The organism is Enterobacter sichuanensis, assembly GCF_009036245.1.
GTDB classification, from domain to species: domain Bacteria; phylum Pseudomonadota; class Gammaproteobacteria; order Enterobacterales; family Enterobacteriaceae; genus Enterobacter; species Enterobacter sichuanensis.
Genome location: NZ_CP027986.1, coordinates 3863830 through 3887002, shown reverse-complemented (window position 1 = coordinate 3887002; position 23173 = coordinate 3863830). Strand labels below are relative to the sequence as shown.

22 protein-coding genes and 1 other RNA gene are annotated in these 23173 nt (G+C 54.4%); 15 read left to right on the top strand and 8 right to left on the bottom strand.

Annotated features, from left to right (window positions below; translation table 11 throughout):
- Positions 1-29: 29 nt before the first annotated feature.
- Both galP and metK read right to left on the bottom strand, forming a co-directional pair.
- Positions 30-1427, bottom strand: a complete 1398-nt coding sequence (galP, locus tag C1N69_RS18760) for a galactose/proton symporter (protein ID WP_047959430.1) — start codon at positions 1425-1427, stop codon at positions 30-32.
- A gap of 359 nt (positions 1428-1786) precedes the next feature.
- A complete protein-coding gene (gene metK / locus C1N69_RS18755) occupies positions 1787-2941 on the bottom strand; it encodes a methionine adenosyltransferase (protein WP_014885184.1) in 1155 nt (384 codons plus the stop codon).
- A 138-nt stretch (positions 2942-3079) separates the two neighbouring features.
- Between metK and C1N69_RS23030 the strand changes: the two genes are divergently transcribed.
- The 5 genes from C1N69_RS23030 (at position 3080) to speB (ending at position 6979) form a co-directional block, all read left to right on the top strand.
- Positions 3080-3478 carry a hypothetical protein gene (locus C1N69_RS23030; RefSeq protein WP_025757723.1) on the top strand — a complete coding sequence of 133 codons (399 nt, stop codon included), beginning with the start codon at positions 3080-3082 and terminating at the stop codon, positions 3476-3478.
- A gap of 9 nt (positions 3479-3487) precedes the next feature.
- Positions 3488-3631, top strand: a complete 144-nt coding sequence (locus C1N69_RS23180; RefSeq protein ID WP_420796100.1) for a hypothetical protein — start codon at positions 3488-3490, stop codon at positions 3629-3631.
- Between the two features lie 94 nt (positions 3632-3725).
- Positions 3726-3857, top strand: a complete 132-nt coding sequence (yqgB, locus tag C1N69_RS18745; protein WP_127312443.1) for an acid stress response protein YqgB — start codon at positions 3726-3728, stop codon at positions 3855-3857.
- An 8-nt stretch (positions 3858-3865) separates the two neighbouring features.
- Complete coding sequence (speA, locus tag C1N69_RS18740; RefSeq protein WP_025757724.1) at positions 3866-5842, top strand: biosynthetic arginine decarboxylase; 1977 nt, start codon at positions 3866-3868, stop codon at positions 5840-5842.
- 216 nt (positions 5843-6058) lie between these two features.
- Positions 6059-6979 carry an agmatinase gene (gene speB, locus C1N69_RS18735; protein WP_014071686.1) on the top strand — a complete coding sequence of 307 codons (921 nt, stop codon included), beginning with the start codon at positions 6059-6061 and terminating at the stop codon, positions 6977-6979.
- Positions 6980-7030: 51 nt separating this feature from the next.
- Here the strand turns inward: speB and C1N69_RS18730 are convergent, their stop codons facing one another.
- The gene (locus C1N69_RS18730) at positions 7031-8299 is read right to left on the bottom strand and encodes an OprD family outer membrane porin (RefSeq protein WP_155031685.1); all 1269 of its coding nucleotides are present in this window, start codon (positions 8297-8299) and stop codon (positions 7031-7033) included.
- A gap of 209 nt (positions 8300-8508) precedes the next feature.
- Complete coding sequence (gene loiP, locus C1N69_RS18725; RefSeq protein ID WP_021242066.1) at positions 8509-9267, bottom strand: metalloprotease LoiP; 759 nt, start codon at positions 9265-9267, stop codon at positions 8509-8511.
- A gap of 272 nt (positions 9268-9539) precedes the next feature.
- Between loiP and tkt the strand changes: the two genes are divergently transcribed.
- The 7 genes from tkt (at position 9540) to C1N69_RS18690 (ending at position 17924) form a co-directional block, all read left to right on the top strand.
- On the top strand, positions 9540-11531 hold the full coding sequence (tkt, locus tag C1N69_RS18720) for a transketolase (RefSeq protein ID WP_025757729.1): 1992 nt from the start codon (positions 9540-9542) through the stop codon (positions 11529-11531).
- 341 nt (positions 11532-11872) lie between these two features.
- On the top strand, positions 11873-12892 hold the full coding sequence (epd, locus tag C1N69_RS18715; protein ID WP_025757731.1) for an erythrose-4-phosphate dehydrogenase: 1020 nt from the start codon (positions 11873-11875) through the stop codon (positions 12890-12892).
- A gap of 49 nt (positions 12893-12941) precedes the next feature.
- Positions 12942-14105 carry a phosphoglycerate kinase gene (gene pgk, locus C1N69_RS18710; RefSeq protein WP_023309116.1) on the top strand — a complete coding sequence of 388 codons (1164 nt, stop codon included), beginning with the start codon at positions 12942-12944 and terminating at the stop codon, positions 14103-14105.
- Positions 14106-14197: 92 nt separating this feature from the next.
- Positions 14198-15277, top strand: a complete 1080-nt coding sequence (gene fbaA, locus C1N69_RS18705) for a class II fructose-bisphosphate aldolase (RefSeq protein ID WP_008499731.1) — start codon at positions 14198-14200, stop codon at positions 15275-15277.
- A gap of 186 nt (positions 15278-15463) precedes the next feature.
- Positions 15464-16318 (top strand): small-conductance mechanosensitive channel MscS, encoded by an 855-nt coding sequence (gene mscS / locus C1N69_RS18700; RefSeq protein WP_045286591.1) that lies wholly within the window; start codon positions 15464-15466, stop codon positions 16316-16318.
- 146 nt (positions 16319-16464) lie between these two features.
- Positions 16465-17100, top strand: a complete 636-nt coding sequence (gene argO / locus C1N69_RS18695; protein WP_155031684.1) for an arginine exporter ArgO — start codon at positions 16465-16467, stop codon at positions 17098-17100.
- A gap of 92 nt (positions 17101-17192) precedes the next feature.
- Complete coding sequence (locus tag C1N69_RS18690) at positions 17193-17924, top strand: oxidative stress defense protein (protein WP_025757736.1); 732 nt, start codon at positions 17193-17195, stop codon at positions 17922-17924.
- A 42-nt stretch (positions 17925-17966) separates the two neighbouring features.
- Here C1N69_RS18690 and argP read toward each other — a convergent pair whose 3' ends face one another.
- Complete coding sequence (gene argP, locus C1N69_RS18685) at positions 17967-18860, bottom strand: DNA-binding transcriptional regulator ArgP (protein ID WP_008499727.1); 894 nt, start codon at positions 18858-18860, stop codon at positions 17967-17969.
- A 127-nt stretch (positions 18861-18987) separates the two neighbouring features.
- On the opposite strand from argP, the gene rpiA reads away from it, so the two are divergent.
- Both rpiA and serA read left to right on the top strand, forming a co-directional pair.
- Positions 18988-19647 (top strand): ribose-5-phosphate isomerase RpiA, encoded by a 660-nt coding sequence (rpiA, locus tag C1N69_RS18680; RefSeq protein ID WP_032672491.1) that lies wholly within the window; start codon positions 18988-18990, stop codon positions 19645-19647.
- Between the two features lie 267 nt (positions 19648-19914).
- Complete coding sequence (serA, locus tag C1N69_RS18670) at positions 19915-21147, top strand: phosphoglycerate dehydrogenase (RefSeq protein ID WP_094919346.1); 1233 nt, start codon at positions 19915-19917, stop codon at positions 21145-21147.
- 100 nt (positions 21148-21247) lie between these two features.
- Here serA and C1N69_RS18665 read toward each other — a convergent pair whose 3' ends face one another.
- The 3 genes from C1N69_RS18665 to zapA all read right to left on the bottom strand — a co-directional run bounded on the left by C1N69_RS18665 (position 21248) and on the right by zapA (position 22423).
- On the bottom strand, positions 21248-21844 hold the full coding sequence (locus C1N69_RS18665; RefSeq protein WP_155031682.1) for a 5-formyltetrahydrofolate cyclo-ligase: 597 nt from the start codon (positions 21842-21844) through the stop codon (positions 21248-21250).
- 24 nt (positions 21845-21868) lie between these two features.
- Positions 21869-22052: non-coding RNA, 6S RNA (ssrS, locus tag C1N69_RS18660), on the bottom strand.
- 41 nt (positions 22053-22093) lie between these two features.
- Complete coding sequence (gene zapA / locus C1N69_RS18655) at positions 22094-22423, bottom strand: cell division protein ZapA (protein ID WP_006811891.1); 330 nt, start codon at positions 22421-22423, stop codon at positions 22094-22096.
- A 168-nt stretch (positions 22424-22591) separates the two neighbouring features.
- Between zapA and C1N69_RS18650 the strand changes: the two genes are divergently transcribed.
- Positions 22592-23170: a YecA/YgfB family protein gene (locus tag C1N69_RS18650; protein WP_024906571.1), complete on the top strand. Its 579-nt coding sequence runs from the start codon at positions 22592-22594 to the stop codon at positions 23168-23170.
- Positions 23171-23173: the final 3 nt, after the last annotated feature.

The following is a 23173-nucleotide window of genomic DNA, read 5'->3' as shown; positions in this document are numbered from 1 at the left end:
AGGTGCAAGGGGCACCTCCCGCGTGAGGATTAGTCGTGGGCGCCGATTTCGCGCAGAGGACGACCTTTCATCAGGTTACGTTCAATATGTTCCAGGGACACATGTTTGGTTTCTGGAACCAGCCAGATGGTTAGCACAATAAAGAAGATGTTCAGACCGGCGTAGACCCAGAAGGTGTTGGCGTTACCCAGGGTGTTGAGCATGGTCAGGAACGTTGCGCCGACGATCATGTTGGCAATCCAGTTCGTTGCGGTAGAGCAGGTGATACCAAAATCACGCCCTTTCAGCGGCTGAATTTCGGAGCAGAGCACCCAAATCAGCGGACCGGCGCTCATCGCAAACCCGACGATAAACATCAGCAGCATGCCTACCGCAAAGTACTGTGCGGTTGGTGAGTGAATGCCTACGTGCATCATGGTCCCGAGGACACCCATGCCGGCCGCCATCACCAGGAAGCCCAGCGTCAGGGTTGGCTTACGTCCCCAGCGGTCCACCAGGCCGATGGCGATAAAGGTCGCCAGCACGTTGGTCAGACCCACGATGACGGTCCCCCACATCTGCTCGGTGGTGTTGGTGTAACCCGCCAGCTCAAAGATTTTTGGCGCGTAGTACATGATGACGTTCATCCCGGTGAACTGCTGCATGACCTGCAACAGCACGCCGAGGAAGACCGCACGGCGGAAGTTACTGTTCTCTTTGAACAGCGCCCAGCCAGACTGTTTAACCTTCAGGCTTTCGCGGATCTCTTCCAGTTCGTTCTTCGCCTCTGCGCTGGTATCACGCAGGCGAAGCAGCACGCGCTCGGCATCGACGAAACGGCGCTTAGCGGCAAACCAGCGCGGGCTGTCCGGCAGGAAGAAGACGCCAATCAACAGCAGAACCGCAGGGATGATGATTACGCCGAGCATCCAGCGCCATGCGCCGCTGTAGCTAAACGCGGTATCGGAAAGGTATGCGCCCAAAATACCGATGGTAATCATCAGCTGGTACATCGAGATCATGCTGCCGCGGATCTTTTCCGGCGCGATTTCCGACAGGTAAAGCGGTGCGGTGTAGGATGCCACGCCTACGGCCAGGCCGAGCAGCACGCGGGAAACCAGCAGCACTTCAACGTTAGGCGCAGCGGCAGAGAAGAGTGAACCGGCAACGAACAGGATCGCGCCGATCATCAGACTCTTTTTACGTCCAAGTTTGAAGGAGAGCCAGCCGCTACCGACGGCCCCGACGGCAGCACCAAACATCATGGAGCTGACCACCCACTCCTGGGTGTGAGCGCTGATCTGGAACTCTTCAGTGATAAAGGGTAATGCACCGGCAATTACGCCGATATCCAGGCCAAAAAGTAATCCTGCCAGGGCGGCGAGGAAACAGACGAAGAAAGTCATCGCCTTGTTGGACGTACGCCCCTGTTTTTTATTGTCAGGCATTATGCCCTCCAGTTGGGTTATCAGTTTTATTGATATTAAGGGTAGGTGAGCGACCCGTAAAAATATGTGAGATTAATCACATTGGTGTAATCGGTTACACTAATGTGCAACCGTAAATAAAATTAAGGCTTTGAAAATATAGAGGTAAATGAGGTGATATGCATCGCGAAAGAGCACATTTCAGACTTAACTGAAAGGGGATGTAACAGCAGAAGAAAGGCGATCATGCAAAGAGAATATTCTGAAAGCGGAAGGCTTCCGTTGCGGTGTAATCGGTTCCAAATAGTGCGCCTTTCAGCCGCCACCCGACAAAAAAAGGCCAGCCCGAAGGCTGGCCTTTTAAAAGAGATGTCAGTCGATTATTTCAGACCGGCAGCTTCACGCAGCAGGGCGGCTTTGTCGGTTTTTTCCCATGGGAAATGTTCGCGACCAAAGTGACCGTATGCAGCGGTTTCTTTGTAGATAGGGTGCAGCAGATCCAGCATCTGAATCAGGCCGTATGGACGCAGGTCGAAGAACTCGCGCACCAGCAGGGTCAGCTGTTCTGAAGGCACTTTCTCAGTACCAAAGGTTTCAACCATGATGGAGGTGGGTTCAGCCACGCCGATAGCGTAGGAAACCTGAATCTCACAGCGGTCAGCCAGGCCGGCAGCAACGATGTTTTTCGCCACATAACGCGCCGCATACGCCGCAGAACGGTCCACTTTGGACGGGTCTTTACCGGAGAACGCACCGCCGCCGTGACGCGCCATGCCGCCGTAGGTATCAACGATGATTTTACGGCCGGTCAGACCGCAGTCACCCATTGGGCCGCCGATCACAAAGCGTCCGGTTGGGTTGATGAAGAATTTGGTTGCGCTGCTCAGCCATTCAGTTGGCAGAACAGGTTTGATGATCTCTTCCATCACTGCTTCCTGCAGGGATTTCTGATCGATCTCTTCTGAATGCTGGGTAGAGAGAACCACCGCGTCAATGCCGACGATTTTGCCGTCGTCGTACTGGAAGGTCACCTGGCTTTTCGCATCCGGACGTAGCCACGGCAGGGTACCGTTTTTACGTACTTCAGCCTGGCGCTGCACCAGACGGTGTGCGTAGGTGACAGGTGCTGGCATCAGCACGTCGGTTTCGTTGGTTGCATAGCCGAACATCAGGCCCTGGTCGCCCGCACCCTGTTCCAGCGGATCGGCACGGTCAACGCCCTGGTTGATGTCTGGAGACTGTTTGCCAATCGCGCTCAGTACCGCGCAGGAGTTGGCATCAAAGCCCATATCAGAATGCACATAACCGATCTCACGCACCGTGTTACGGGTGATCTCTTCGATATCAACCCATGCGCTGGTGGTGATCTCACCGCCAACCAGAACCATGCCGGTTTTGACATAGGTTTCACACGCTACGCGCGCTTTTGGATCCTGGGCCAGGATCGCATCCAGCACCGCATCGGAGATTTGGTCAGCAATTTTATCAGGATGTCCTTCTGATACGGACTCGGACGTAAACAGGTGTTTTGCCATGTTTTATTTCACCTAAGAGGAATTTGGTTAGCTCAAGCTGCTGTGTGGAATAGCCAAAGGAGATAATTCTACCAAGGCCTGCAGGTTTTTGACACTGGCAGTATGAGTGTTAATCAGTATAGATGGATTAACATCTGGATGGCTATTTTAGGTCACTTCTTCGCCCGATTTCCAGTTTTTTTTGACTCACCTCTCACTGAGTTGAAAACAGCGCTGGAAATTTTTCCTGACGGTACTGGCAACACGCGCATTTTTGTTTTGCTTTTTAGCCCCCTTCTCGGTATAAAACGCGGCGCGCGGCTCATATCCGTCATACTTCAAGTTTCATGTGCGTTGGCTTCCTCGCTCACCCCAGTCACTTACTTTTGTAAGCTCCCGGGGATTCGCTGCGTCGCCGCCTTCCTGAAACTCGAATTATTTAGGATAACCAAAAAAGCGCTCGATGGATTCATCGTGTCGCCACTTCCAGCCGGGTTAAGCAGTGAACTTTTAGCTTTGGCTTGTGGTCCGTTTCAACAGAGGCGGCCGTGGAGGTGATACGAGATAATGAACCATCGTTTTTCGCTAATTCAGCGCAGCCGTTCTGGCGCGCATTTGATTCCCGCAACCCGCATTTCTAGTCTGCAAACCTGCCGATGTTATACCCATCTCGGCGCTTCTCAGGATTCCAGGGCCGGTCACGCTTTGTGAAAACTGAACAAGGGCGCTCTTGTTAATACAAGAGTTTTCTCGTGGTTTCGCCGAACCTTGTCATACAGAGTTCGGATACGTGTTTTACAATGATATGAATAAGAAACCGGTCGCACGGTCTGGATTTCAGCATACTCTGCTGGGAAACGGAGCCGTTTATGGGTTGTTATCGCCGTATAACGCTGCGATAGTAGTCAACTGTTTTACACTTAATACAAAGAGTTGAGGTTCGCTATGTCTGACGACATGTCTTCTTTTTCGCCTTCGTCAGCGGGCGAACAGGGTGTACTACGTTCTATGCAGGAGGTTGCGATGAGCTCCCAGGAAGCCAGCAAGATGCTGCGCACTTACAATATTGCCTGGTGGGGCAATAACTACTACGACGTCAACGAACTGGGCCACATTAGCGTCTGCCCGGATCCCGACGTCCCTGAAGCGCGCGTGGATCTTGCCAAACTGGTAAAAGCCCGCGAAGCGCAGGGCCAGCGTTTGCCTGCACTGTTCTGCTTCCCGCAGATCCTGCAACACCGTCTGCGTTCGATTAACGCCGCGTTCAAGCGTGCGCGTGAATCTTACGGCTATAAAGGCGACTACTTCCTGGTTTACCCGATCAAGGTGAACCAGCACCGCCGCGTGATTGAATCTCTGATCCACTCCGGTGAACCGCTGGGTCTGGAAGCGGGCTCCAAGGCAGAGCTGATGGCCGTGCTGGCGCATGCGGGCATGACCCGTTCGGTGATCGTCTGTAACGGCTATAAGGACCGTGAATATATTCGTCTGGCGCTGATTGGCGAGAAGATGGGCCACAAGGTCTATCTGGTTATCGAGAAGATGACCGAAATCGCGATCGTGCTGGAAGAGGCCGAGCGTCTGAACGTGGTGCCACGTCTTGGCGTGCGTGCGCGTCTGGCGTCCCAGGGGTCCGGTAAATGGCAGTCCTCCGGTGGCGAAAAATCCAAGTTCGGCCTGGCGGCCAACCAGGTGCTGCAGCTGGTAGAAATTCTCCGCGAGCGCGGTCGTCTGGACAGCATTCAGCTGCTGCACTTCCACCTCGGCTCGCAGATGGCCAACATTCGCGATATCGCCACTGGCGTGCGTGAATCAGCGCGTTTCTACGTTGAACTGCATAAGCTTGGCGTCAATATTCAGTGCTTTGACGTGGGCGGCGGCCTGGGCGTGGACTATGAAGGTACCCGCTCGCAGTCCGACTGCTCCGTGAACTATGGCCTGAACGAATATGCCAACAACATTATCTGGGCGATTGGCGATGCCTGTGAAGAGCATGGCCTGCCGCACCCGACGGTGATCACCGAATCCGGACGTGCCGTTACGGCGCACCATACCGTGCTGGTCTCGAATATCATTGGCGTTGAGCGCAGCGAAACCACCGAAGCGACGCCGCCGGCAGAGGATGCTCCCCGTTCCCTGCAAAGCATGTGGGAAACCTGGCAGGAGATGCATGAGCCGGGCACGCGTCGTTCCCTGCGCGAATGGCTGCACGACAGCCAGATGGATCTGCACGATATCCACGTCGGCTACTCTTCAGGCACCTTTAGCCTGCAGGAGCGTGCGTGGGCAGAGCAGCTCTATCTGAACATGTGCCACGAAGTGCAGAAGCAGCTCGATCCGAGCAACCGTGCGCACCGTCCGATTATCGACGAGCTGCAGGAACGTATGGCGGACAAGATTTACGTCAACTTCTCGCTGTTCCAGTCGATGCCGGATGCCTGGGGTATCGATCAGCTGTTCCCGGTTCTGCCGCTGGAAGGGCTGAATCATGCTCCGGAACGTCGTGCGGTGCTGCTGGATATTACCTGCGACTCTGACGGCGCTATCGACCACTACGTAGATGGCGACGGTATCGCCACGACGATGCCAATGCCGGAATACGACCCGGAGAACCCGCCAATGCTGGGCTTCTTTATGGTCGGGGCGTATCAGGAGATCCTCGGCAACATGCACAACCTGTTCGGTGATACCGAAGCGGTTGACGTGTTTGTCTTCCCTGACGGCAGCGTGGAAGTTGAGCTGTCCGACGAAGGGGACACCGTGGCGGACATGCTGGAATATGTGCAGCTGGATCCGAAAACGCTGCTGACCCAGTTCCGCGATCAGGTGAAAAACACCGGTCTGGACGATGCGCTGCAGCAGCAGTTCCTGGAAGAGTTTGAAGCGGGTCTGTACGGGTATACGTATCTGGAAGACGAGTAGTCGCTGATGCCCGGTGGCGCTGCGCTTACCGGGCCTACGACTGTAGGCCGGATAAGGCGAAGCCGTCATCCGGCAGAGTGCTATACTCACTTGAACCCGTATGCATTACCGGCGATAATTCGCCCCAATTAGCGATTTACGAATCAATCCCTTCCTCGTCGGGTTTAACGACGCGGAGGGGATTTTTTTTACATAGACTTTGAATGAGGTCAGGACATGAGCACTTTAGGTCATCAGTACGATAACTCTCTGGTATCTAACGCGTTTGGTTTTTTACGCCTTCCGATGAACTTCCAGCCGTACGACAGCGACGCTGACTGGGTCATCACCGGTGTGCCGTTCGATATGGCCACTTCTGGTCGCGCGGGTGGTCGTCACGGCCCGGCAGCGATCCGTCAGGTTTCCACTAACCTGGCCTGGGAGCATAACCGCTTCCCGTGGAACTTCGACATGCGTGAGCGGCTGAACGTGGTTGACTGCGGTGACCTGGTGTACGCCTTCGGTGACGCGCGTGAGATGAGCGAGAAGCTGCAGGCCCATGCCGAGAAGCTGCTGGCTGCCGGTAAGCGCATGCTCTCCTTCGGCGGCGACCACTTCGTGACCCTGCCGCTGCTGCGCGCCCACGCGAAGCACTTTGGTAAAATGGCGTTGGTGCACTTCGATGCACATACCGACACCTACGCGAACGGCTGCGAGTTCGACCACGGCACCATGTTCTTCACCGCGCCGAACGAAGGTCTGATCGACCCGAACCACTCCGTGCAGATTGGTATCCGTACCGAGTTCGACAAAGACAATGGCTTCACCGTGCTGGATGCGGGCCAGGTTAACGATCGCGGCGTGGATGACATCATCGCGCAGGTGAAACAGATCGTGGGTGATATGCCTGTCTATCTGACCTTCGACATTGACTGCCTGGATCCGGCATTTGCCCCGGGTACTGGTACGCCGGTGATCGGCGGCCTGACCTCAGACCGTGCGATTAAACTGGTGCGCGGCCTGAAGGATCTGAATATTGTCGGGATGGACGTGGTGGAAGTGGCCCCTGCCTATGACCAGTCCGAGATCACTGCGCTGGCTGCAGCGACTCTGGCGCTGGAAATGCTGTACATTCAGGCAGCGAAAAAAGGCGAATAAGCCAGCTTCTCGTGGCGTAAAAAAACCTCTCCGCGGAGAGGTTTTTTTTCATCAGAACACGTTAAACGGATACTCCACGTAAGCGCGGATCTCGTCCCCACCGACGTTGTAATCGCTGGCGTTGCTGGAGACGCGCAGGACGGAGTAACGCAGTTTTAGTTTAAGATCCTTCGCCGGACCATCCTGCACCTGGTACTGGATCTGGTTAAACCACTCGTGCTCTTTGCCGTTGCTGGTTTCAGACGTTTTGATGTTGTCACCACGCACGTAGGCGGTGGTCCAGCTCAGTCCCGGCAGGCCGAGACCCGCGAAGTCCAGACCGTAAGAAGCCTGCCATGAACGCTCGTCTTCTCCGTTGAAATCAGACCAGTAGGAGTTAGCCAGCCAGATGGTGTTGCCACCGTCACCCACGCCGCCCTGGTCGCGGTAGCCGCCGTAGTTGTAGCCGGTGCTGCCGCTGCTCTGCTGGTACGCCAGTTTAAACGTGTGAATATCCCAGATATAGCTTGCCGCCAGGCTCCAGATGGTGTTGCTGCGGCCCGTGTTGAGGCTGTCAGCGTAACGCTGATCCAGACGTGAGTTATACCCGTTGAAGTCGAGCACCAGCTGTTGTCCGGTGCTGAACGGCTGTTTGAAGTTCATGCCCAGATACTGCTTGTTCATCACCTCTTCATTATGCGAGGCGTACAGCGCGCCGCTGAACTGGTCGTTGAACTGGTAGCTCGCGCCGCCGAAGGAGAGACTCTTCAGTCCGCTGTCGTGGCGATCGTCGCTTTTACGCTGCTCGTCGGTGAAGTAACCGGCGTTGATTTCCAGACCGTCGATCTCTTTTGAGGTCAGCATGGTGCCGGTATAGCTTTCAAACAGCAGGCGGGAGCTGTCGGCATTAACGATGGGCAGCTCAGGGCGCTGATTACCGTAGCTCAGGACGGTGTTTGAAAAGCGCATTTTTGCGGTTGCACCAAACTTCGCCAGATCGGATTTCGCCCGGCCGTCGTCTTCCTGTTTAAAGAAGTCAATGCCACCCGCGCCGCTCTTGCCGCGACCACCGTCCAGACGCACGCCGTATTGGGCGATGCCATCGACCCCAAAGCCCACCACGCCTTCGGTATAGCCGGATTCAAAGGTCGCGATGATGCCCTGGCCCCATTCGGCTTTATCCTGCTGGCCCTGATGGTAATCACGGCTGATATACGCATTACGTAAAAACAGGTTCAAATGGCTGTCGTCAATAAAACCCTGGCTGTCGGATTGCTGGCTTGCAGCGGCGGGTAATGCGGCAAATAAGCTTAAAGCAACTAATGATAATTCTTTTTTCACGGAGGGAACGTCTCTGTATGGATATATTAATTTGAATGACTGCGGACGTGATAATTACCGGAAAGGTTAACGTTTGCAATAATTATGTGACCAAAGATTTCAATGGATAAGACTGATTTGGCGGGGCTTCCGGGGGCGTTACCGATACGTGCGGTTAAGTTAACAATTCATGCTAAATAAAAAGGAGGCAAATTTGCCTCCTTCCAAAATTATTTAATTCCGTCTGCTGCCATACGGTCGCGAATATGCTGTGCGCGTTCTTCTGAGGCCGGATGATCGTCAAACATGGAGCTTTGGCGTCCCGCTTCCAGTTTGGCCAGTTTTTCAAAGCTGGTGGCTAAACCGGAAGGATTAATCCCGCGTTTGCGCAACAGATCATAGGAGTAGTCATCCGCTTCGGACTCCTGGCGCTGTGAGAACTGGGAGTTAACCAGTTTTTCACCGACATCGCCCAGCTGTGACTGTGACAGGCTGCCAACGATACCGCCCGCTGAGGCCGCCGCTGCGCGAATGGCATTAGTGCCCAGGGCAACCTGCATCCCTTTCTTCACGTGACCGAGCGCAACGTGGCCCATCTCATGGCCGATGACCGCTTCAACTTCATTGTCGGTCATCATGTCCATCAGCCCGCTATAAACGCGGATACAGCCGTTCGCCATGGCGAAGGCGTTCACGTCTTTCGCCATGTAAACCTTGTAATTCACCGGCTGGCCGTTGATGTTATCGCCCAGCGCGGAAGCAATCTTATTCAGACGCTGCGTGTAGGTACTGTTAGCCGGCGCGAGGGTGGCTTTTCCGTCCATATCTTTACAGGCCTGGTCGCTCAGCGCTTTAACCTGCGCATCGCTCAGGGAATAGGCCTGAAAGGCTTCTGCGCCTGACGTCATCAGACCGTTAGAATCCATATTCTGACAGCCGCTCAGCAGGAGCGTTGTACCCAGGGCCAGCACTATTGCACGCATTTTCATGAGGTTGTTTCCGTACTCGTTAATCTGAATAAAATCTGAAAAGTGCACCGGCAGCGAAGCCGGACTCGGGCTAAGTATAAGGAATATCGACGAGGCCGGGCGAGCAGATTGCGCAACATGCGAGCATGATCCAGAGATTTCTTAAGCTGCAAAAGAATGGTCCATGTACATGGCATGCCGCTTGGGTTACATTGTTGGCACTTTTTTCCGGCGTAGCCCAAAACGCGCTGTCGTCAAGGGCATGGCCTTTAACAGTCCGATCTGGAGTTAAAATGTCCTCACGTAAAGAGCTTGCTAATGCTATTCGTGCGCTGAGCATGGACGCAGTACAGAAAGCCAAATCCGGCCACCCAGGGGCCCCTATGGGTATGGCTGATATCGCCGAAGTCCTGTGGCGTGATTTCCTGAACCACAACCCGCAGAACCCGTCATGGGCTGACCGCGACCGTTTCGTACTGTCTAACGGCCACGGCTCGATGCTGATTTATAGCCTGCTGCATCTCACGGGCTACGATCTGCCTATCGAAGAGCTGAAAAACTTCCGTCAGCTGCACTCCAAAACACCTGGCCACCCGGAAGTGGGCTACACCGCTGGCGTAGAAACCACCACCGGCCCACTGGGTCAGGGTATTGCTAACGCAGTGGGTATGGCGATTGCTGAGAAAACCCTGGCGGCGCAGTTCAACCGTCCTGGCCACGACATCGTTGACCACTTCACCTATGCGTTCATGGGTGACGGCTGCATGATGGAAGGCATTTCTCACGAAGTGTGCTCTCTGGCAGGTACCCTGAAGCTGGGCAAACTGGTTGCGTTCTATGACGACAACGGCATCTCCATCGACGGTCACGTTGAAGGCTGGTTCACTGACGACACCGCTAAACGTTTCGAAGCCTACGGCTGGCACGTGGTGCGTGGCGTTGATGGCCATGATGCTGACTCGATTAAACGTGCGGTTGAAGAAGCGCGCGCAGTCACTGACAAACCATCCCTGCTGATGTGCAAAACCATCATCGGCTTTGGTTCACCGAACAAAGCGGGTACTCACGACTCCCACGGTGCGCCACTGGGCGACGCGGAAATCGCGCTGACCCGTGAAGCGCTGGGCTGGAAACACCCTGCATTCGAAATCCCTTCTGACATTTATGCGCAGTGGGATGCAAAAGAAGCAGGTCAGGCCAAAGAAGCGGCATGGAACGAGAAGTTTGCTGCGTACGCGAAAGCCTTCCCGCAGGAAGCGGCTGAATTCACCCGTCGTATGAAAGGTGACATGCCGTCTGACTTCGACGCGAAAGCGAACGAGTTCATTGCTAAACTGCAGGCGAACCCATCCAAAATCGCCAGCCGTAAAGCGTCTCAGAACGCGATCGAAGCGTTCGGTCCTCTGCTTCCGGAATTCCTTGGCGGCTCCGCTGACCTGGCTCCGTCTAACCTGACCCTGTGGTCTGGCTCTAAGCCAATCAACGAAGATACTGCCGGTAACTACATCCATTACGGTGTACGTGAATTCGGTATGACGGCGATCGCGAACGGTATCGCGCTGCACGGTGGTTTCCTGCCGTACACCTCTACCTTCCTGATGTTCGTGGAATATGCACGTAACGCCGTGCGTATGGCTGCGCTGATGAAACAGCGTCAGGTGATGGTCTATACCCACGACTCCATCGGTCTGGGCGAAGATGGTCCAACTCACCAGCCGGTAGAGCAGGTGGCTTCCCTGCGTGTGACCCCGAACATGAGCACATGGCGTCCATGTGACCAGGTTGAGTCTGCTGTGGCGTGGAAATACGGTGTTGAGCGTCAGGACGGCCCAACCGCGCTGATCCTCTCCCGTCAGAACCTGGCTCAGCAGGATCGTACGCCAGAGCAGCTGGCGAACATCGCGCGCGGTGGTTATGTGCTGAAAGATTGCGCAGGCCAGCCTGAGCTGATCTTCATCGCAACCGGTTCTGAAGTGGAACTGGCTGTCGCCGCCTGGGACAAACTGACTGCCGAAGGCGTGAAAGCGCGCGTGGTATCCATGCCGTCTACCGATGCGTTCGACAAACAGGATGCTGCTTACCGTGAATCCGTTCTGCCTAAAGCGGTAACCGCGCGTGTGGCAGTGGAAGCGGGTATCGCTGACTACTGGTTCAAATATGTGGGCCTGAACGGCGCCATCGTCGGTATGACCACTTTCGGTGAATCTGCTCCGGCAGAACAGCTGTTCGAAGAGTTCGGCTTCACCGTTGAGAACGTTGTCGCGAAAGCGAAAGAACTGCTGTAATTGTTTGTACGTTGCGGGCTGATGCCCTCACCCCAACCCTCTCCCACTGGGAGAGGGTGCAAACACTAAAAACGGTAACCTCCCGGTTACCGTTTTGCTTTTACCTCGCCGTAAATTATTCCACCTAAAATGTGACGCAAGTCATATAGCTTGCTTATTCATCTGGACAGACATTCCTTTTATTCCTCGTTTCGCTTATTCTTGCTGAAGCGTTTCAGTCGATTAAATGTTCGACAATTGACCAATCAATCGCAGTTTGTGACAGCAAGGATTCCCCTTCGGGCGTAGCTGGATTACTCTTTCAGCCACCTCAAACCCAGGGAGTGCTTTGCAGGAGATCTATGACCGTACGCGTAGCGATTAATGGCTTCGGTCGCATCGGGCGTAATGTGGTTCGTGCTCTGTATGAATCCGGACGTCGGGCGGAAATAACCGTGGTGGCAATCAATGAACTGGCGGATGCTACGGGCATGGCGCATTTATTGAAATATGACACCAGCCACGGACGCTTTGCCTGGGATGTGCGCCAGGACAGAGATCAGCTCTATGTGGGTGACGACGCTATTCGTGTGCTGCATGAGAGCAGCATTTCCGGGCTACCCTGGCGCGAACTGGGTGTGGATGTGGTGCTTGACTGTACCGGTGTGTATGGCAACCGTGAACATGGCGAAGCGCATCTCGCGGCAGGTGCGAAAAAAGTCCTGTTCTCCCATCCCGGCAGTAACGACCTCGACGCGACCGTCGTGTTTGGCGTCAACCAGCATGAGCTGCAAGCTGAACACCGCATTGTCTCCAACGCCTCCTGTACCACTAACTGCATTATTCCGGTCATCAAACTGTTAGACGATGCGTATGGCATTGAATCCGGTACCGTGACCACGATTCACTCCGCCATGCACGATCAACAGGTGATTGACGCTTACCACCCGGATTTACGGCGCACGCGTGCAGCGAGCCAGTCAATCATTCCGGTGGATACCAAACTGGCGGCAGGGATCACCCGAATTTTTCCGCAGTTTAATGACCGCTTTGAAGCGATTGCCGTGCGTGTTCCGACAATCAACGTCACCGCCATCGATCTTAGCGTGACGGTGAAAAAACCAGTAAAAGCCTGTGAAGTCAACCAGTTGCTGCAAAAAGCGGCACAGGGGGCATTTCATGGTATAGTTGACTATACGGAATTACCGTTGGTCTCAGTGGATTTTAACCACGACCCGCACAGCGCCATCGTCGATGGTACTCAAACGCGCGTCAGTGGCGCACACCTTATCAAGACGCTGGTCTGGTGTGATAACGAATGGGGCTTTGCTAACCGAATGCTCGACACCACGTTAGCAATGGCCGCTCAAGGTTTCAGGTAAGACGCATCGTGCGTCTGCAAAACTTTAAGAATCAACGAGAGGATTCACCATGTCTGTAATTAAGATGACCGATCTGGATCTGGCTGGTAAACGCGTTTTCATCCGTGCTGATCTGAACGTACCGGTTAAAGATGGCAAAGTGACCAGTGACGCGCGTATCCGTGCATCACTGCCAACCATCGAACTGGCTCTGAAGCAGGGCGCGAAAGTGATGGTTACCTCCCACCTGGGTCGTCCAACCGAAGGCGAGTACAACGAAGAGTTCTCTCTGCTGCCAGTTGTTAATTACCTGAAAGACAAACTGTCCAACCCGGTTCGCCTGGTAAAAGATTACCTGGACGGCGTTGAAGTTGCTGCCGGTGAACTGGTGGTTCTGGAAAACGTTCGCTTCAACAAAGGCGAGAAGAAAGACGACGAAACCCTGTCCAAAAAATACGCTGCACTGTGCGACGTATTCGTGATGGATGCTTTCGGTACGGCTCACCGTGCGCAGGCGTCTACCCACGGTATCGGTAAATTTGCAGACGTTGCGTGTGCCGGTCCTCTGCTGGCTGACGAACTGGAAGCACTGGGTAAAGCACTGAAAGAACCCGCTCGCCCAATGGTGGCTATCGTGGGTGGTTCTAAAGTGTCTACCAAACTGACCGTTCTGGATTCCCTGTCTAAAATCGCTGACCAGCTGATCGTTGGCGGTGGTATCGCGAACACCTTCGTTGCCGCTCAGGGCCACAATGTCGGTAAATCCCTGTACGAAGCTGACCTGGTTGACGAAGCTAAACGCCTGCTGGGCACCTGCGATATCCCGGTTCCAACGGATGTTCGCGTCGCAACAGAGTTCTCTGAAACCGCGACTGCGACCCTGAAATCTGTAAACGACATCAAAGATGAAGAGCAGATTCTGGACCTGGGCGACGTTTCTGCACAGAAACTGGCTGAAATCCTGAAGAACGCAAAAACTATCCTGTGGAACGGTCCTGTTGGCGTGTTCGAATTCCCGAACTTCCGTAAAGGTACTGAAATTGTTGCTAACGCTATCGCGGACAGCGAAGCGTTCTCTATCGCAGGCGGCGGTGACACCCTGGCAGCAATCGACCTGTTCGGTATCGCTGACAAGATCTCCTACATCTCCACTGGTGGCGGTGCATTCCTCGAATTCGTGGAAGGTAAAGTACTGCCAGCAGTAGCAATGCTCGAAGAGCGCGCTAAGAAGTAAGCCATTCAGGGGCAGGGAAACCTGCCCAATTTTCAGCGCGCTTTTAAGAGCTCGCACCTTTTCTAACGGCCGAAGATACAGGACTAAGCAACATGTCTAAAATTTTTGATTTCGTAAAACCTGGCGTGATCACTGGTGATGACGTACAGAAAGTGTTCCAGGTAGCTAAAGAAAACAACTTCGCTCTGCCAGCAGTTAACTGCGTGGGTACCGACTCCATCAACGCCGTACTGGAAACCGCTGCAAAAGTTAAAGCGCCGGTTATCGTTCAGTTCTCTAACGGCGGTGCTGCGTTTATCGCGGGTAAAGGCGTGAAAACTGACATTCCTCAGGGTGCTGCTATCCTGGGCGCGATCTCTGGTGCGCACCACGTACACCAGATGGCTGAACATTACGGTGTTCCTGTTATCCTGCACACTGACCACTGCGCGAAGAAACTGCTGCCGTGGATCGACGGTCTGCTGGACGCAGGTGAAAAACACTTCGCGGCAACCGGTAAGCCACTGTTCTCTTCTCACATGATCGACCTGTCTGAAGAGTCCCTGCACGAAAACATCGAAATCTGCTCTAAATACCTGGCGCGCATGGCCAAAATGGACATGACCCTGGAAATCGAACTGGGTTGCACCGGTGGTGAAGAAGACGGCGTGGACAACAGCCACATGGACGCTTCTGCCCTGTACACTCAGCCAGAAGACGTTGATTACGCTTACACCGAGCTGAGCAAAATCAGCCCACGCTTCACCATTGCAGCGTCCTTCGGTAACGTACACGGCGTTTACAAACCAGGTAACGTGGTTCTGACCCCGACCATCCTGCGTGACTCTCAGGAATACGTGTCCAAGAAACACAACCTGCCGCACAACAGCCTGAACTTCGTCTTCCATGGCGGTTCCGGTTCTTCTGCTCAGGAAATCAAAGACTCCGTAAGCTACGGCGTAGTGAAAATGAACATCGATACCGACACCCAGTGGGCAACCTGGGACGGTATTCTGCAGTACTACAAAGCGAACGAAGCTTACCTGCAGGGCCAGCTGGGCAACCCGAAAGGCGAAGACCAGCCGAACAAGAAATACTACGATCCACGCGTATGGCTGCGCGCAGCGCAGACGTCCATGGTGACCCGTCTGGAGCAGGCTTTCAAAGAACTGAACGCGATCGACGTTCTGTAATCAGAGCTGCTAACAGCATCAGAAGGCCCGCAAATGCGGGCCTTTTTTTATGCTTTTTCAATAGCCTGTCGGGCTGGTTTTTGTGATCTGTTTGGCAAATCCGGTGCTTTTTGTTTACCCTTTACTGACCTGCCTGTCTCCACGGGGGATGGATTTTATGTTTGGGTTTAACAAAAGGAAGAATAAATGGAACAACTCGATGTTGTAGACAGCATCAATACCGCCGGTAACTGGCTGGTGCGCAACCAGGCACTGCTGCTGAGCTATGCCGTGAACATTGTCGCGGCGATCGCCATCATTATCGTCGGGATGATCGTGGCGCGTATTGTCTCGAATGCGGTTAACCGAGTGATGCTGGCTCGTCATATTGACGCTACGGTCGCTGATTTCCTCTCCGCACTGGTGCGCTACGGCATCATCGCCTTTACGCTGATTGCTGCCCTGGGGCGCGTGGGCGTACAGACGGCATCCGTCATCGCAGTGCTCGGTGCCGCCGGCCTGGCTATTGGTCTGGCACTGCAGGGCTCGCTGGCGAACCTGGCGGCAGGTGTCTTGCTGGTAACCTTCCGCCCGTTCCGCTCAGGTGAATATGTCGACCTTGGCGGCATTGCCGGAACCGTGCTGCAGGTGCAGATTTTCTCAACGACACTGCGTACCGTTGATGGCCGCATCGTGGTCGTGCCGAACGGGAAAATCATTGCAGGCAACATCATTAACTTCTCCCGTGAACCGGTGCGTCGTAACGAGCTGATTATCAGTGTGGCGTATGACTCCGATATCGATCAGGTGAAGACGCTGATTAGCAACATCATTGCCTCAGACGATCGCATTCTGAAAGACAAAGAGCAGACCGTTCGTCTGAACGAACTGGGGGCATCATCTATTAACTTTGTGGTGCGTATCTGGAGCAAGAGTAGCGATCTGCAAAACGTTTACTGGGACGTGCTGGAGCGTATTAAGCGCGACTTCGACGCCAACGGCATCAGCTTCCCGTACCCGCAGATGGACGTCAACGTCAAAAAAGTCAAAGAAGCAGAATAACATCATCCTCAGGCCCGGTACGCGCTCGCGACACCGGGCTTTAGTTTTTATAAGCCCCGCTAATCCCCAATTAATATTATCAATTTCCTCTAATGTGATTCGCGCAGTATAGTCTGCTTCTAGGACAATACAGTGAGAATCTCGTCATGTTATCGTATTACTTTCAAGGGCTTGCATTGGGTGCGGCCATGATCCTTCCCCTCGGTCCACAAAATGCGTTTGTGATGAACCAGGGCATCCGCCGCCAGTATCATCTGATGATTGCCCTGCTGTGCGCGGTAAGCGATTTACTGCTGATCTGTGCCGGCATTTTTGGCGGTAGCGCACTGCTGATGCAGTCTCCCTGGCTGCTGGCGCTGGTTACCTGGGGCGGCGTGGCGTTCCTGCTCTGGTATGGTTTCGGCGCGCTGAAAACGGCCATGAGCAGCGACCTCGAACTGGCAAGCGCTGAAGTGATGAAGCAGGGGCGATGGAAGATTATCGTCACCATGCTGGCGGTGACCTGGCTTAACCCGCATGTTTATCTTGATACCTTCGTGGTGCTGGGCAGCCTGGGCGGACAGCTGGACGTTGAACCTAAACGCTGGTTTGCGCTCGGTACGGTAAGCGCCTCTTTCCTCTGGTTCTTCGGACTCGCGATTCTGGCGGCCTGGCTGGCCCCTCGTCTGCGTACGGCCAAAGCGCAGCGGATCATCAACACGCTGGTGGGCGTGGTGATGTGGTTTATCGCCTTTCAGCTGGCAAAAGAGGGGATTCACCATGTCCAGCAATTGTTCAACTAAGCCTTGTCTTATGGACAACTGAACAAGACGCGCTAAGCTTGCTGGCATGCGCCCTGTTGTTGGGGCACTCTTTGCAACATGGAGGAATGACAGTGAAGTTTAAGGTGATGGCCCTGGCGGCATTAGTAAGTTTAGGTGCGGTGTCGGTGCAGGCAAGTGAACTGCCGGATGGTCCGCACATCGTCACGTCAGGCACCGCAAGCGTGGATGCGGTACCCGATGTTGCAACGCTGGCAATTGAAGTGAATGTGGCCGCGAAAGATGCGGCGTCTGCCAAAAAGCAGGCTGACGATCGCGTTGCGCAATACCTCTCTTTCCTTGAGCAGAACGGTGTCGGTAAAAAAGATATCAACTCCGCTAACCTGCGCACTCAACCCGATTACGACTACCAGAATGGCAAAAGTATCCTGAAAGGTTACCGTGCCGTTCGTACCGTTGAAGTGACCGTCCGTCAGTTGGATAAGCTGAACGCCTTGCTGGATGGTGCGCTGAAGGCGGGCCTGAATGAAATTCGTTCCGTGTCACTGGGCGTTGCGCAACCGGAGAAATACAAAGACCAGGCACGTAAAGCGGCAATTGATGACGCAATGCACCAGGCACAGCAGCTGGCTGCCGGCTTTAACAGCAAGCTCGGCCCGGTATACAGCGTGCGTTACCACGTCTCTAACTACCAGCCAAGCCCAATGGTACGAATGATGAAAGCCGATGCGGCGCCGGTATCCGCTCAGGAAACTTACGAGCAGCCGACGATCCAGTTTGACGATCAGGTTGATGTGGTGTTCCAGCTGGAACCCGTTGCAGCACAGCCGAAACCTGCACAATAATTAACAGGCCGGGTAAGGCGTAGCCGCCACCCGGCTTTTCTTTTAATCCTGTCGCAACACCTTATGCCCGTAGGCCAGCAGCGCGTCGGTGACGTTGCGCATCATGCGGCTTTCTGGCGCAAAACGGTGCCAGTAGAGCATCCGGCGCTGATACAGCCCCGGCGTCAAATCAATCAGCTCACCGCTTTTCAACTCTTTCTCAATCTGCAGATGCGGGATCATGCAGCAGGTCGTGCCCTGACGCGCCAGCTGCACGAAGGCTTCCGACGAGTTGACGATATGACACGGCACGCTGCCCGGTGGCAGGTCAAAGTTTTGCTGCAGGAACGCCTGATGCATATCGTCCAGATGGTCGAACGCCACGGCAGGCGCTTTCAGCAGCGCGGCGCGGGTCACGCCGTTGGGGAAATAGCGCTCGGCAAAGGCTTTTGAACCAACAAACAGGTAATCCAGCGCACCCAGCTGATCGACAAGACAGCTCGGTAGCGCCTGAGGCTGAATACTGACCGCCCCAACCACTTCACCACGACGCAGGCGCTCCTGGGTACGGGTTTCATCCTCAACCTGCAAATTCAGGCGGATAGGGGAGTCCGCCAATACCGGCGCAAGGGCCGGCAGCAGCCAGGTTGCCAGACTGTCGGCGTTAACCGCCAGAGAGAGCAGCAGCGGCGTAGAGCCCGTTTGTTCGTCACCCAGCCACTCATCTTCCAGCAGCTCAACCTGACGCAGCAGGGCGAGGAGCTTTTGTCCTTGCTCCGTTGGGCGAGGCGGCACGGTACGCACCAGCAGTGGCTGGCCGAACATATTTTCGAGCTGTTTGATACGCTGCGATACGGCGGACTGCGTGATGCAAAGCTTTTGCGCCGCGCGCTCAAAACCTCGTTCACGAATAACTGCATCAAGTGCCTGTAGTGTTCTGTAGTCCGGACGTTTCATTGCTCTGGCTGGCTCCTTAATTTTGCTTATTCTGCACTATGACACAATTTTCCCTTCGTGGCAGACGAATTCCATTCGACGTGTTCTATAATGCGCCCTGAGTTTTCACACCACAGGCAAAACGATCATGACGCAGGATGAACTGAAAAAAGCAGTAGGATGGGCCGCTCTCCAGTACGTACAACCGGGCACCATTGTCGGTGTTGGTACCGGGTCGACGGCGGCGCACTTTATCGATGCGCTGGGCACGATGAAAGGGCAGATTGAGGGGGCTGTGTCCAGCTCTGATGCTTCCACGGAAAAGCTGAAAAGCCTCGGCATTACCGTTTTCGATCTAAACGACGTTGATCGTCTGGGCATTTACGTTGATGGCGCGGATGAGATCAACGGCCATATGCAGATGATCAAAGGCGGCGGCGCGGCGCTGACCCGTGAAAAAATCATTGCCTCCGTTGCGGATAAGTTCATCTGCATCGCTGATGCGTCCAAGCAGGTCGATATTCTGGGTAAATTCCCGCTGCCGGTTGAAGTGATCCCGATGGCACGCAGCGCCGTGGCGCGTGAACTGGTCAAACTGGGTGGACGTCCGGAATATCGCCAGGGCGTAGTGACCGATAACGGCAACGTGATCCTCGACGTTCACGGTCTGGAAATTCTCGACGCGATTGCGCTGGAAAATGCCATCAATGGCATTCCGGGCGTTGTCACTGTAGGGTTATTTGCCAACCGTGGCGCGGACGTGGCGCTGATTGGTACGGCTGACGGTGTGAAAACCATCGTAAAATGATCTGACGGGGGGCGCTCACCCCCCGCTAAAAAATTTTTGAAAAGCTAAATTCGGTGACTTGTGTCACGTTTTTACGCCTCGTTTGCCGATCCTGCCACGTACGTAAAATTCGGCAGCATTTTCCTCTGTCATTTCGCCCTGTATGACTTTTCTTCAGAGTGCCGACGCAAACGTTAATATTGCTGCAATAGTTTTTTTTGATATGTTGGCTAGAGCGGATTTCAATCCAGCACAACATCAGTTCAGATAAAATACAGGGTCGGGTAAATGGCAAAGGTATCACTGGAGAAAGACAAGATTAAATTCCTGCTGGTCGAGGGTGTGCATCAGAAAGCACTCGATAGCCTTCGTGCGGCAGGTTACACCAACATCGAATTCCATAAAGGCGCGCTGGATACCGAAGAGCTCAAGGCAGCCATCCGGGATGCTCACTTCATTGGCCTGCGATCCCGTACCCACCTGACTGAAGATGTGATTGCCGCGGCGGAAAAGCTGGTTGCCATCGGTTGTTTCTGCATCGGTACCAACCAGGTTGATCTGAACGCCGCCGCTAAGCGCGGTATTCCTGTATTCAACGCACCTTTCTCCAACACCCGTTCCGTGGCGGAGTTAGTGATTGGCGAATTGCTGCTGTTGCTGCGCGGTATCCCGGAGGCTAACGCCAAAGCGCACCGTGGCGTCTGGAACAAACTGGCTACAGGTTCATACGAAGCCCGTGGTAAGAAACTGGGTATCATTGGTTATGGCCACATCGGTACTCAACTCGGGATTCTGGCGGAATCTCTGGGGATGCACGTTTACTTTTATGACATTGAAAGCAAACTGCCACTGGGTAACGCCACTCAGGTTCAACATCTCTCCGACCTGCTGAACATGAGCGATGTGGTCAGCCTGCATGTGCCGGAAAACGCCTCCACCAAAAACATGATGGGTGCGGAAGAGCTGGCGCTGATGAAGCCAGGTTCACTGCTGATCAACGCCGCGCGCGGTACAGTTGTCGACATTCCAGCCCTGTGTGATGCGCTAAAACGCAAGCATCTGGCAGGTGCCGCGATTGACGTCTTCCCGACGGAGCCGGCAACCAACAGCGATCCGTTTAACTCTCCGCTGTGCGAGTTCGACAACGTGATTCTGACGCCGCACATCGGCGGTTCGACTCAGGAAGCGCAGGAGAACATCGGTCTGGAAGTGGCGGGTAAACTGAGCAAATACTCCGACAATGGCTCGACGCTCTCCGCCGTTAACTTCCCGGAAGTGTCTCTGCCGCTGCACGGCGGCCGTCGTCTGCTGCACATTCACGAAAACCGTCCAGGCGTGCTGACTGCCATCAACCAGATCTTTGCTGAGCAGAGCGTCAACATCGCCGCGCAGTATCTGCAAACCAATTCGCAGATGGGCTACGTGGTTATTGATATCGAAGCGGATGAAGACGTTGCCGAGAAAGCGCTGCAGAGCATGAAGGCGATTCCAGGGACGATTCGCGCACGTCTTCTTTACTGATAGTGCGGGCTGTGTGTCGGGTGGCGCTTACGCTTACCCGACCTACAAAGTTCGAGGATTTATGTAGGCCGGGTAAGCGTAAGCGCCACCCGGCTTTATTCTACCAGGTCCAGGTTTTACTGGGCGTTACTACCGCCGGCAACGGCACATCCCACCTCTCGACCGGCAAAGATTCCACCGCCTGACAATCATGCGCGTAACCCACCGGCTGTAAACCGTATTGCTGCCAGTTTTGCAGCGTCCGGTCGTAAAAACCGCCGCCCATGCCCAAACGCTGACCCTGTTCATCAAACGCCACCAGCGGCGTGACCAGCACATCCAGTTCGGCAAGCGGCAGCACGTCGCGCACGTCGAGTTTGGGTTCTGTGATTTTCAGACGATTCACCACCAGCTCGCTGTGTGGGTGGTAGTGCAGAAACAGCAGGTTTCCTTTGCTAAACGGATGCAGCACCGGCAGATAGACCTTCTTCCCGGCTCGCCAGAGTTGCTCGATGAGCGGTTGGGTATCCAGTTCGCCATCAAACGACAAAAACAGTGCGACCGTATGCGCCATCACAACAGGGGGATACGCCATCATGCGAGCGGCGGCCTGCTGCGCAAAATGCGCTTGCTGTTCTGGAGTTAACGCACGACGGCGTTGACGAATGAGCTGACGAATATCCTGGCGTGAGGCAGAAACTTCAGGGAATTGAGTCATGGTAGTCGGTAGAAGAAAAGAGAGGGAATCTCCGAGATGCCGCCGCAGGCTGTAACCCTTGAACCCTTGGTTCAAGGTGAATGTGTCGTCATAGTTTTAAGGCTTCTCGGACGGACCGAGCATGCTCACCAACCATGGAGCGCCACATTCTTGTGGTATGAAATATCGGCTCAGGGGACTGGCCCGCTTGCGAACATCTCAGAGAAATTTTGTCTTCACAGTTACTCTACCATAGTCAACTGAGAAGTGTTATTCAAACTTTGGTCCCGGTCTTTCGGGATTGCGACCCTGATCAAGCAATGCCTGTTCAATGGTCTGCTGGAGCATTTTAATGCGCTGCTCCATGCTTGCCGCGTAGTCGCGGGTTTTCGCTTTTTCCTGAGTCAGTTCATAGCTGATGTTCAACGCGGCGATGAAAACCAGCTGCTCAGTATTTGTGACTCTAGTGCGTTCTTTTAGATCTTGCAACCGCTGATTCAAATCGTCCGCAGCCTGATTCAAAGCATCCCTTTGTTCAGGCGGACAATTCACTCGCAGTGAACGGCCAAAAATCTGGAGATCGACGGGTTGTGCAGACATGCCACCTTCCTGCTGATTGACTGCGCTGCCTTCGCCTGATGCCCCGGGGGCTGCGAAGGGGCGACACTATAGCTACCCTGATGTGAAGATACAAGCCCTTTTCTGGTATCACCAGGGTCCAAAGTGGTAGCATATCATGAAACTTCCCCCCAATGATGACGAATGCGCATGTCTATACAGAACGAAATGCCTGGTTACAAGGATTTAAACCAGTTACTGAACCAGCAGGGAGTCGGTTTAACCCCTGCCGAAATGCACGGTCTGATCAGTGGCATGCTGTGCGGCGGAAACAGCGACAGCTCATGGCAGCCGCTGATCCACGACCTCACGAATGAAGGGCTGGCGTTTGGTCACGAGCTGGCGGAAGCGCTGCGTAAAATGCATGCCGCCATCAGCGATTCGCTGGAAGACGATGGCTTCCTTTTTCAGCTTTATCTGCCTGAAGGCGACGACGTCAGCGTGTTCGATCGCGCCGATGCGCTGGCGGGTTGGGTAAATCATTATCTGCTGGGTCTGGGCGTCACGCAGCCTAAACTGGACAAAGTAACCGGCGAAGCGGGTGAAGCGATCGACGATCTGCGCAACATTGCCCAGCTTGGCTACGATGAGGACGAAGACCAGGAAGAGCTGGAAATGTCTCTCGAAGAGATCATTGAGTACGTGCGCGTGGCGGCACTGCTGTGCCATGACAACTTTACGCGCTCACAGCCGACCGCGCCGGAAGTCCGCAAGCCAACCTTACATTAAGAA